General features: G+C 66.7%; 10 protein-coding genes and 1 pseudogene. 6 read left to right on the top strand and 5 right to left on the bottom strand.

Translation table 11 applies throughout. The features are described 5' to 3' along the window. Positions 1-5: 5 nt before the first annotated feature. The gene (locus tag QOD90_RS30485; RefSeq protein ID WP_526356160.1) at positions 6-473 is read right to left on the bottom strand and encodes a VOC family protein; all 468 of its coding nucleotides are present in this window, start codon (positions 471-473) and stop codon (positions 6-8) included. A gap of 43 nt (positions 474-516) precedes the next feature. On the opposite strand from QOD90_RS30485, the pseudogene QOD90_RS30490 reads away from it, so the two are divergent. From QOD90_RS30490 to QOD90_RS30500, 3 genes and pseudogenes are all read left to right on the top strand, one after another. Beyond that, positions 517-702 (top strand): annotated as a pseudogene (locus tag QOD90_RS30490) (hypothetical protein); the annotation flags it as partial. Positions 703-932: 230 nt separating this feature from the next. Further along, positions 933-1,925 carry a TerC family protein gene (locus QOD90_RS30495; protein WP_526356162.1) on the top strand — a complete coding sequence of 331 codons (993 nt, stop codon included), beginning with the start codon at positions 933-935 and terminating at the stop codon, positions 1,923-1,925. A 48-nt stretch (positions 1,926-1,973) separates the two neighbouring features. Further along, entirely contained in the window at positions 1,974-3,434 is a 1,461-nt protein-coding gene (locus tag QOD90_RS30500) for an amidase (protein ID WP_526356164.1), read from the top strand. Here QOD90_RS30500 and QOD90_RS30505 read toward each other — a convergent pair. After that, a complete protein-coding gene (locus QOD90_RS30505) occupies positions 3,431-4,999 on the bottom strand; it encodes a GAF domain-containing sensor histidine kinase (RefSeq protein WP_526356166.1) in 1,569 nt (522 codons plus the stop codon). The two genes, QOD90_RS30500 and QOD90_RS30505, sit on opposite strands and share 4 nt — an antisense overlap. A gap of 107 nt (positions 5,000-5,106) precedes the next feature. Between QOD90_RS30505 and QOD90_RS30510 the strand changes: the two genes are divergently transcribed. Beyond that, complete coding sequence (locus QOD90_RS30510) at positions 5,107-5,466, top strand: response regulator transcription factor (RefSeq protein ID WP_526356168.1); 360 nt, start codon at positions 5,107-5,109, stop codon at positions 5,464-5,466. Positions 5,467-5,479: 13 nt separating this feature from the next. Here QOD90_RS30510 and QOD90_RS30515 read toward each other — a convergent pair whose 3' ends face one another. Next, positions 5,480-6,133 (bottom strand): response regulator, encoded by a 654-nt coding sequence (locus QOD90_RS30515; protein ID WP_526356170.1) that lies wholly within the window; start codon positions 6,131-6,133, stop codon positions 5,480-5,482. A 113-nt stretch (positions 6,134-6,246) separates the two neighbouring features. Here QOD90_RS30515 and QOD90_RS30520 point away from each other — a divergent pair, with 113 nt between their 5' ends. Continuing rightward, the gene (locus QOD90_RS30520) at positions 6,247-7,161 is read left to right on the top strand and encodes an alpha/beta fold hydrolase (protein WP_526356172.1); all 915 of its coding nucleotides are present in this window, start codon (positions 6,247-6,249) and stop codon (positions 7,159-7,161) included. After that, a complete protein-coding gene (locus QOD90_RS30525) occupies positions 7,134-7,517 on the top strand; it encodes a hypothetical protein (protein WP_526356174.1) in 384 nt (127 codons plus the stop codon). Before QOD90_RS30520 ends, QOD90_RS30525 begins: the two co-directional genes overlap by 28 nt. Here the strand turns inward: QOD90_RS30525 and QOD90_RS30530 are convergent. Further along, a complete protein-coding gene (locus QOD90_RS30530; RefSeq protein WP_526356176.1) occupies positions 7,493-8,722 on the bottom strand; it encodes an alpha/beta hydrolase family protein in 1,230 nt (409 codons plus the stop codon). The genes QOD90_RS30525 and QOD90_RS30530 overlap by 25 nt on opposite strands. Before the next feature lie 134 nt (positions 8,723-8,856). After that, positions 8,857-10,401 (bottom strand): aminomethyl transferase family protein (locus QOD90_RS30535; RefSeq protein WP_526356178.1); only part of this gene is annotated, 1,545 nt, incomplete at its 5' end.

Below are 10,401 nucleotides of genomic sequence, written 5' to 3' on the forward strand. Positions count from 1 at the left end.
TCAGCTCACAGCGTCCCGAACAGCTCGATGGAGTTCCCGTCCGGGTCGGCGATGAACATCCAGCCCATTCCGGGGACAGGCGCGAACTCGGTGGGCGCCTCGACGATCTCGTAGCCGGCCGCCCCGACCTTGGCAGCGACGTCGCGGAGATTCCGGACGCCGACGGTGAAGTACCTGAGCCCGGCCTGCGCGCGCCCGCCCCCTGGCGCCGCGGGCAGCGGCGGTGGCGTCGCGTACGTGACGAGTTTCAGCACGCTCGCACCGAGCAGGTACCTCCGTTGAGATCCGTCGGCGAACTCGATCTCACCCTGCGGTTCGAGGCCGAGGAAGCCTTCGTAGAACTCGACCATCGCCTCGACGTTCGTCGTCACCAGGCCAATCTCGACGCTGGGGCTCAGCAGGTCCAGAATCACGGTGCACGTACCTCGAATCGCCGTCGCGCGCTGCCCCTCGGGTGAGGGATTGCTCACCATATGCTTACCGCGAACAGTGCGCCCGGTGGAGGGAGATCAGGGGATGGCATGGGGGAAGGACAAGTTCTGGCGCTACGTCCGCGTCCAACTCTTCGTCCTCCTGTGCGGCATCGTCGGCCCGATCTTCCTGTTCGTTTACTTTGCCGTGCAACCAGAACCGGGCCTCAAGTGGATGTATTACAGCGGGCTCGTCATCACTGCGGCGGACGTTCTGATCGCCATCGGCATCGCCAATTCGGCCGACGGGGTCGACAAGGTGCGCAAGAAATCGCGGTAGCGCGGCGGACTTGCCTGATTTCCCGTCGGGCCCGTCGTCTGCCAGACTTGCCGACGAGGGGAGTATTCCTTCGTCACGGTGTCGTCATCACGTTGTCCATCGTTGGGCAGCCGGTGCCGTGGATCGCATTCCATGCGGTGGAAGAGACCTCGGCCGTTTTGTGACGTCCGGAGGCACCCTCAATGCAAGTAACTCAGATCGAATGGATCGTCACGCTTGGCGTGACGTTGGCCGTTCTTCTGTTCGACATCATCTTCATCGCCCGTAGGCCGCACGAGCCGACGTTTCGGGAGTGCGCGATCGCGCTGTCGTTCTACGTCGGGCTGGCCGTCGCCTTCGGCGTGTGGGTGACGTACTTCCACGGCACCCAGTTCGGTGTCGAATTCTTCGCGGGTTGGCTGACCGAGTACAGCCTGTCCGTCGACAACCTGTTCATCTTCCTGATCATCATGGCCAGCTTCAAGGTGCCGAGGAAGTATCAGCAGGAGGCGCTGCTGATCGGCATCATCCTGGCGTTGATCTTCCGCGGCATCTTCATCGCGCTCGGCGCCGTTGCGATCAACCAGTTCTCCTGGATCTTCTATGTCTTCGGCGCGTTTCTGGTGTACACCGCGATCAACCTGGTGCGCGACACCGACCACGACGACGATGGCGAGAACCGCGTGGTGAAGTTCGCGCGCAACCACCTGACGCTCACCGACAAGTGGGACGGCCTCAAGCTCTGGATCAAGGAGGACGGAAAGCGTCTGATGACGCCGATGTTCCTCGTCATCGTGGCACTGGGCACCACCGACCTGCTGTTCGCGCTCGATTCGATTCCCGCCATCTACGGGCTCACCAAGGAGCCCTACATCGTGTTCACCGCCAACGTGTTCGCGCTGATGGGTCTGCGGCAGCTCTACTTCCTGCTCGGCGACATGCTCAAGCGGCTCGTCTACCTCTCCCAAGGGCTGGCGTTCATCTTGGCGTTCATCGGCGTGAAGCTGGTGCTGCACGCGTTGCACGAGAACGAACTTCCGTTCATCAACGGCGGCCAGCACGTCCCCGTGCCGGAGATCCCGACGCTCGCGAGCCTTGGCGTCATCATCGTCACGCTCCTCATCACGACGTTCGCCAGCCTGTACAAGACCAGGGTCGTTGACAAGCGCACGGAAGCGGTCGAAGAAACCAGTTGACGGCCGCCGAGTTGCCGAACGCGATGCCAGGGTTGAGGATCCGACACAATGGACTCTCAACAGGCTCGCGAGCTGGCTTCCGTCGATGCGCTCGGTCAAGCGGAGCTCGTCAGCTCGGGTGCGCTGACGGCGGTCGAACTTCTCGACGCCGCCATCACCCGACTCGACGGGGCACGTGACCTCAACGCCGTCATCACCGATTTGTTCGATCGCGGTCGGGAGCAGGCCGCGGCGCTCGACGCCTCCGGCCTGCTGCGCACCGGCGCGGCGGGTCCGTTGGCCGGAGTCCCGTTCCTGCTGAAGGATTTGGGGGCGGCGCTGGCCGGGACGCCGGAAGCGATGGGCTCGCGGGCGCTGAGCACCTACGTCCCGACCGAATCCGGCTGGAACGTCGAACGATACCTGGACGCTGGTCTGGTCGTCTTCGGCAAGACCAACACCCCCGAGTGGGGCAACCACTGCACCACCGAGCCGGTTCTGTTCGGGCCGACGGTGAATCCGTGGTCGCCCGACATCACCCCCGGCGGTTCGAGCGGCGGTTCGGCCGCTGCGGTCGCGGCGGGAGTCGTGCCCGCCGCATCCGGGGGCGACGGCACCGGCTCGATCAGGGTGCCCGCGTCGTGTTGCGGGCTGGTGGGGCTCAAGCCGCGTCGCGGGCGAAGCTCGTTCGCGCCGGACGGCGGCCAGGGCATGGAGGGTTTGGTCAACGGCCATGCGCTCACGCGGACGGTTCGCGACTGCGCCGCCCTGCTCGACGTCGTCGCCGGCTCCATCGCCGGTGACCCGTACAGCGTGCCGGTACCCGATCTTCCATACCTGGCGGTGATCGCCCAATCGCCAACGCCGACAAGGATTCTGACCACCACCGACTCGCCATTCCCCGGACCGCCAACGCATCCCGAGGTCGTCGCGGCCGTGGAATCGGTTGCCCGCGTCCTCGCCGATCTCGGACACCACATCGACTCAGGGGCTCCGACGTTCGATCCCGACGTCGTCGCCGACGCGATCGCCGTCCTGCACACCGTCAGCAATGCGCAACTGCACGCCTTCGGCAAGGCTCTGCTGGGCCGCGAGCCCGAAGAGGACGACTTCGAGCCGAGCAGTTGGGTGATGATGCGCGAGGGTTTCACGACGACCGGTGTCGCCTATGCCGAGGCGATCGGTGCCGTGCACGCCCAGACCCGGTGTTTCGCCGCCGGAATGACCGGGCACGACGTGTTGCTGGTGCCGACTCTGGTCACTCTCCCGCCGCCGTACGGCCTGCTGAATCAGCCGCGCGGAACCACCCGTGCGTTCTTCGACGTCGAATTCGCCACGACGGGCTGGACGACGATGGCGAATGTCACTGGCTGGGCGGCAATTTCGCTTCCGCTCGGGGTGACGTCGACGGGTTTGCCGATCGGCGTCCAACTGATGGCGCCAGACGAGACGGTGCTGCTCCAGCTTGCGGCAAAGCTCGAAGTCGCGATGCCGTGGGCGGACCGGCTGCCGCCACGCTGGGTCGGCTAGCCGGTTGCCGCGGGGTCTGGCTCGTCACTCCCCACGGGGATGGCGGCCGTCAGTGACGTGCCCTTGCCGGGTGGGCTCGAGACGTCAAGCCGCCCCGACAACGCCTCGACCCTGTCTCTGAGACCGACCAGTCCGGATCCGTTGCCCGTCGACATCGCTCCCCCGATGCCGTCGTCGGTGACGTCGATGCGCAGCTCGTCCTCGATCAGCCCGACCCGGATGGTGAGGTAGGAGGCGTTGGCGTGCTTCGCGGCGTTCGTCATCGCTTCTGCGACGACGTAGTAGGCGGCGACCTCGATGGGCTCCGAGAGCCGACGGTTCACGTCGACGGTGACGCTGGCGGGGACGGCCGAGCGCCGACTGAGCGCTCGCAGGGCGGGGCCGAGGCCACCCTTGGACAAGATCGCCGGGTGAATTCCGCGCGAGAGTTCTTGAAGGTTGGTGTAGAGATCCGCCAAGCCATTGATGACGTTCTCGAGCTGCTTGCGCACGGCCTGGTCTTCGGGTGGCACCGACGCTTCGACGGTCCGCAGTCCGAGTCCCAGTGCCACGATGCGCTGCTGGGCGCCGTCATGGAGGTCGCGTTCGAAGCCGCGCCTGGCCTGATCGCCGGCGGCCACGATGCGCGCCCGCGACGCGGTGAGCTCCGCCCGCGCCTCCGCGTTGGCGATCGCCGTCGCGACGAGGTCGGCGAAGTCGCCGATCCGTTCCTCCGTGCCGCCGGGCATCGCTTCGGCGTGCACCGAACCGACGATGAGAGCGCCTCTCAGCTCGCCGCCGATGGTGACGGGTGCACCGGCACACGAGCGCAGCCCGAGCCCGCGCATCCGGGCGGCGATGGTTCCTCGGATCCCCGCGTAGTCGTCTACCCGCGCTGCGGAGCCGGTGCGCCGGATCCGAACGGCGACGCTGTCGCCATCTATCCGAAGTCGTTCTCCCACTTGCAGAGTCGTGCGTCCTGGGCGGTCGTGCGCGGCCAGCACGATGCACGATTCGTCGGCGTCGAAGCGGACCAGGGTGACGTGCTCGACGTCGAGACCGCGCGCCAACTCGGTGACGGCGGTCGGGTACACGGTCGCGGGCTCGGCGCCGCGGGCCACCAATGTCGCGACGCGGCGTAACGCCTCCTGTTGCGTCGCGAGTGCGGCGGCCTCGCGGCGGCGTTGTTCGGCTTCGGCGGCGCGCAACCGCGCCTGGCCGGCAAGCACGTTGGCCAGTAGGGCGACGGGAAGGAAGACGAACAACCCCGCGGCCACGTCATCGAGGTGGAACGACAGGTAGACCAGTGAACTGACGACCGACGTCGTGATCGCCAGGCCGAAGTTCCAGCCCGCGGACACCACCAGCACACCCAGCAGGAAGATGGCCCCGAACGCGTTCTCGGGGGCCACTCGGCTGAGATACAGGACCACCATGGTCTCGGCGGCGATGAAGCCGACCGCGACCACGATCCCCCAACCCAGCGGGCGCGCCGTCGGGCGGAGGAACATGGTCAACAGCCGATGGCGGACCCGCGTGAACCATCCTGGTCGGGCGTCGTCGGTGGACGGCTGTCGCTCGGTCATCGCAGGAGGATCGTATGCCGTTTCCCGGCGGAGATTCCCGCTAGCAGCAATGCTGCCCGTCCGGCGCTCTGCCAAGCTCGGCTGGTGTCGTTCCCAGAGGTTGTCCCATGCGCTGTTTGATCGTCGACGACAGTGCCAACTTCTGTAACGCCGCGACCGGGATGCTCGAGCGTGCGGGGATCGACGTCGTCGGCGTCGCCTGCACCGCCGAGGAGGCGTTGACCAGCTACGCCGATCTACGTCCGGACGTCACTTTGGTGGACGTCGAGCTCGCAGGCGCGAGTGGCTTCGACGTCGTCGAGCAGCTCCACCTGGCCGATACGCCCGCGCCGTCGGTCATCCTCATCTCCACGCACTCCGAACAGGACTACGCGGAGATGATCGCCGCCAGTCCGGCTCTCGGCTTCCTCGCGAAGTTCGCCCTGTCACCCGACGCGATCAGAGACCTCGTCGAGGCACACCGCTAGCTGGTTCCGACCCTCACAGCGAGTCGAGGTACATGATCACCGCTCGCACCCGACGGTGCTCGTCGTGCGTCTCCGGCAGGTTCAGCTTCGTCAGGATGCTGCGCACGTGCTTCTCGACCGTTCCCTCGGTGACCCAGATTCGGCCCGCGATGCCCGAATTCGAAAGGCCCTCGGCCATCAACACCAGGACTTCGCGCTCACGGGTGCTGAGCGCCGCCAGCGGGTCGTCGCGACGACGGGCGGAGACCAGCTCCTGAACGAGCGCGGGGTCGACGACGGACGCGCCGCCGGCGATCCGCGCGGCCGTCTGGACGAAGTCGTCGACGTCGGTGATTCGGCTCTTGAGCAGGTAGCCGATCGAGTGGCCCCCGGCCAGCAGTTCCATCGCATGTTCGACGTCGACGTGGGCTGACAGCACCAGGATGGCGATGTCGGGCCATTGCTCCCTGATGGTCTTGGCCGCGTCGAGTCCCTCGGTGTCGTGCGACGGCGGCATCCGGATGTCGGTCAACACCAACCCCGGTTGGCGATCCCGGACCAGGTCGAGCAGTTCGACGGCGTCGCCCGCCTGACCGACCACCTCGAAACCCGATCGGTCGAGCAGGCTGGCCAGGCCCTCGCGGAGTAGGACGTCGTCATCGGCCACGACCACGCGTACGGCACTCATCGGGGTGATTCTCCCATCCGCCCGATACCCGTGGCTTCAGTACCGCGCCTCGTTGCTGACGCGGTAGCGCCGAGTCGCGCTTACGCGCAAAACCCGCATGCGACACTTTCGGGATGATGCAGATCGCACGTCCCAAGCTGGAGGGCAATGTCGCCGTCGGGGACGATCGTCAGATTGGCTTCGCCGAGTTCGGAGATCCCCAGGGTCGCGCTGTGTTCTGGCTGCACGGCACCCCCGGCGCCCGCAGGCAAATCCCGGTCGAGGCCAGAATCTACGCGGAACGCAGGCACATCCGGTTGATCGGTGTCGACCGGCCGGGAATCGGTTCGTCGACGCCGTTCCAGTACCCAAACGTCTTGGCGTTCGCCGAGGACCTGCGCACGATCGCCGACGTCCTCGGCATCGGTGAGATGGCTGTCATCGGACTTTCCGGCGGCGGGCCCTATGCGTTGGCCTGTGCGGCGGCGATGCCCGACCGCGTCGTGGTGTGCGGAGTGCTCGGCGGCGTGGCGCCCACGATCGGCCCCGAGGCCATCAAGGGTGGATTGATGTCGCTCGGTTCGGCAGTCGCGCCCTTCATGCCGGTGATCGGCCTGCCGCTGCGACTGGCGGCCGTCGGGTTGATCCAGTTGATCAAGCCACTCGGCGAGCGCGCAGTGGACATGTATGGACGAATTTCGCCAGAGGGTGATCGGCGGCTGCTCGCCCGACCGGAGTTCAAGGCCATGTTCCTGGACGACCTGCTCAACGGCAGCCGCAAGCAGATGGCGGCGCCGTTCGCGGACGTCGTGGCCTTCGCGAAGGACTGGGGCTTCCGACTCAACGAAGTGAAGGTGCCCGTGCGTTGGTGGCATGGCGACAAGGACCACATCATTCCGTTCGCGCATGGCGAGCACATGGTGTCGCTGTTACCCGACGCCGAGTTGTACGTGCTGCCCGGCGAGAGTCATCTCGCCGGCCTCGGATACGCCGAGGAGATCCTGGAGAATCTCATGACGCTGTGGGACGACCTCGAGCCGAGCACCTGACTCCCGTGATTGCCCCGCCGCGGAAGCCGCCCATCTCGACGGCCGATCTGACCGTGTCCATCATCGCCCTGGTTCTGACGGTGCTCGTCGGTGCCGGTGCGGCGGTGATGGGATTCTTCTTCCTGGCCTTCCTCGACCACTGTCCGCCGGAGACATGCAGCGCCGAAGGCGCCGTGACCGCGGTCGGAACGGGCCTCCTCGTGGCGCTCGCCCTCGGCATCGTCGGCACCGTCATCACCATCGTCGCGCTGGTCCGCCGGAAGGCCGCCTGGCCGTTCGCCCTCGGCACGCTCTTCCTGTGCGGGATGAGCTGCCTCATTGGAATCGCGGGCTACTTCTCCGCGGTCGGTGCTTGAGCGCGACCGAGAATCCGGTCGATCCAGTCGAAGGCATAGCCCTCGAACAGGGTGCTACCGAGACCTTCGCAGTGCCCGCCAGCGCCCTCGGCTTCGCTGAACGTCGTCAGCCGGCGTTCGCACTTCAGGTTCTCGAAGAGCAGCTCGCCCTGGGCGGCGAAGTCGCCCTCGCCCTCGGTGAGCAGTGTCGGACAACTGATGTCGGTGGCGACGCCCTCCAGCGTGAAGGTCAATTGTTTGCGAAGGAAGTCGCCAACGGTGGTGGTGCCCATGGCGGCCATTCGCGAGCCGTACCACTCGATGTTGCGTGGAGTGTCGAGTGCCTTCTGCAGTTCGGCGTCGAGGTCGGGGTCGGCGGCGAGCAGCCGCTCCATGAATGCCTCGGTGTCGTCGTAACCGACCCCCTTGGCGAACACGCCGATCCGGGAGGCGAAGTCGTACTGTCCTGGGTCGGCGACGAGGGCGGCCACCCGCGGCTCGAAGGCCGCGGCCCGTGGGCCGAGGTATCCGCCGAACGAGCGGCCCATCACGATCACCGCATGCGGGTGTACGCCGTCCTGCTGGAGCAGCCATCGGAACGCCCCGGCGAACGGGACCTCGAAGTCGGGCTGGAAGGGACGCCGGTGCTCGAAGAGGGTGCCGCCCTGGCCCGGCCCCTCGAACACGAAGAAGTTGTACCCGCGCGGCAGCGCCATGTAGCCCGTGGACACGTATCCCGCTTCGGCCGTCGAGTCGAATCCACACGGCGCCAGGATCGTTGGCCGCGGGGTGTCGGCGTCGGCGGGCCGGAACAGGTAGCCCGTCATCGATACGCCGTCGTACGGGATGTCGACGGCCACCGCGTGGCAGTCGAGCAGCGGCAAGGCCGCCCGGAACGCCTGGCGATGCTGTCGCCACGCGTGCTGGAGCCGTTCGTCGTCGATGTCGTGGCGGATGAAGAAGAACGACTGCCGCCAGTACTCCGAGGCGCGCAGGAAGGCCTTGCGAGCCGTCACCACGTGTCCGCCGCGGAGCGCTTCCTCGGCGAGCGACTGGGCGACCTCGGCGGTCGTGGACCATTCGGTGAACCAGGAGTCGTAGTCTCCTTCGGACACCCGGCCCGCCGTCGTCATGACCTCACCCAGATCGGCGGCTTCGGCCGAGACGGCGATCAAGGTCCGGCCCAGTTGGGCGTCCATCTCCGCGTCGTCGAGCAGAATCTTCACGAGTCGCCTGTTCCTATCAGAGGATTTCGACCACGGGTACCCACCTTCGGTGGATTCACCCGACGATCGGGGGGGTCTGCCCGATCACACCCGAAAATCCTATCGCCGGTTCGGCGGTTGACGTCGCTCATCGGTCAGCGAATCCTCGTGTTGGCGGGGTCGTAGATGGCCTTGGTCGACACGGTGATCGGATGAATCGTGCCGCCGACGTTCACCTCGTAGGCCCCGGCGCCGATCCACTTGGCGTCCACCTGGGCGCCGTCGCCGGATCGGAGGTACGCGAGGCCGACGCACGCACCCGTCGTCTCCGCCCATGCCGCGGAGGTGACCTGGCCCGCGACCACACCGTTGCGCAGGATCGGCTCGCCGCCCCACAGCATGGCGTCTGGCGAGTCGACCGCGAAGCCCACGATGCGGCGGCGGGGCCCTTCGGCCCTGGCCTTCTCGACCGCAGTGCGGCCGAGGAAGTCGACGTCGGTCGTGAGTTTGCAAGCGAACAGCAACCCGGCCTCGACCGGATTGTCGCCAGGGGTCAGCTCGCGGCCGAACGCGCGGTAACCCTTCTCCAGGCGCAGCGACTCGATCGCGTAATAACCGCCGCGGGTTATCCCGAGGTCGGCGCCCGCGGCCATCAGGTCCTCGTAGACGCCGACCGCGAACTCGCTCGGAACGTAGAGCTCCCAACCGAGCTCCCCGACGTAGGTGATGCGGGTCGCGCGAACGGTGGAGTAGCCCAACGTAATTCGCTGGCTGGTGCCGAACGGGAAGGCGCCGTCACTCAGATCGGCATCGGTGAGGGTGGCGAGCAGGTCCCTCGATCGCGGACCCATCACGCCGAACACCGCAAGCGACGAGGTGACGTCGACCAGTTGGGCCTGCGTGCCTGCGGGCAGATTCCGGCGGATGTGGTCCTTGTCCCGCTCGGTGGTGGCCGCGCTGCTGACGATGAGGAACTCGTCGTCGGCGGTGCGGGTGACCGTCACGTCGGATTCGTAACAGCCGCGTTCGTTCAGCATCCCGGTGTACACGCACGTTCCCACGTCGACGGACAGATCCGCCGTGCACAGCCACTGCAGCGCGGCTTCTGCGTCGTGACCGACCAGGAGGTACTTCGAGAACGACGTCTGGTCGAACACCGTGACCGCGGTGCGGGTGCTCACCTGTTCCGCTGCCGACCACGGCAGCCAGTTCTGCTTGCCCCACGAATACTCGATGACCGGTTCGGCGCCCGCCGGCGCGAAGAAGTTGGCCCGCTCCCAGCCCATTCGGCTGCCGAAGTTTGCTCCCCCGGCGACGAGCAGATGGTGCACCGGAGACCGACGGAACGGCCGGGCTGTCGTCATTTCGCGGTTCGGCCAAGGTATTTCGTAGTGCAGCCCGAGGACCTCGGCGACCCGGTCGTGCAGCCAGCTGTTGTTGCCGTTGAACGGCGCGAAACGCCGAATGTCGACACTGGTGAGGTCGCTGGTCGGCGAGCCGTTCACGATCCATTCGGCCAGTGCGCGGCCGGCGCCGCCGGCAGAGGCGATGCCGACGGAGTTGAAGCCGGCCGCCACGAAGAAGTTCGTGACTTCGGGGGCCTCGCCGAGGATGAAATGGTTGTCGGGGGTGAAGCTCTCGGGACCGTTGTACAGCTTCTTCAGCCCGGTTTCCTCGAGCACCGGGATGCGCAGCAGGGC

The organism is Mycobacterium sp., assembly GCF_032161845.1.
Classification (GTDB): Bacteria; Actinomycetota; Actinomycetes; order Mycobacteriales; family Mycobacteriaceae; genus Mycobacterium.

Bases quoted from the DNA above. Each gene is read 5' to 3' on its own strand.
- QOD90_RS30495 (WP_526356162.1), top strand. From the start codon at position 933: ATGCAAGTAACTCAGATCGAATGGATCGTCACGCTTGGCGTGACGTTG.
- QOD90_RS30510 (WP_526356168.1), top strand. From the start codon at position 5,107: ATGCGCTGTTTGATCGTCGACGACAGTGCCAACTTCTGTAACGCCGCG.
- QOD90_RS30505 (WP_526356166.1), bottom strand. From the start codon at position 4,999: ATGACCGAGCGACAGCCGTCCACCGACGACGCCCGACCAGGATGGTTC.
- QOD90_RS30515 (WP_526356170.1), bottom strand. From the start codon at position 6,133: ATGAGTGCCGTACGCGTGGTCGTGGCCGATGACGACGTCCTACTCCGC.
- QOD90_RS30500 (WP_526356164.1), top strand. From the start codon at position 1,974: ATGGACTCTCAACAGGCTCGCGAGCTGGCTTCCGTCGATGCGCTCGGT.
- QOD90_RS30520 (WP_526356172.1), top strand. From the start codon at position 6,247: ATGATGCAGATCGCACGTCCCAAGCTGGAGGGCAATGTCGCCGTCGGG.
- QOD90_RS30485 (WP_526356160.1), bottom strand. From the start codon at position 473: ATGGTGAGCAATCCCTCACCCGAGGGGCAGCGCGCGACGGCGATTCGA.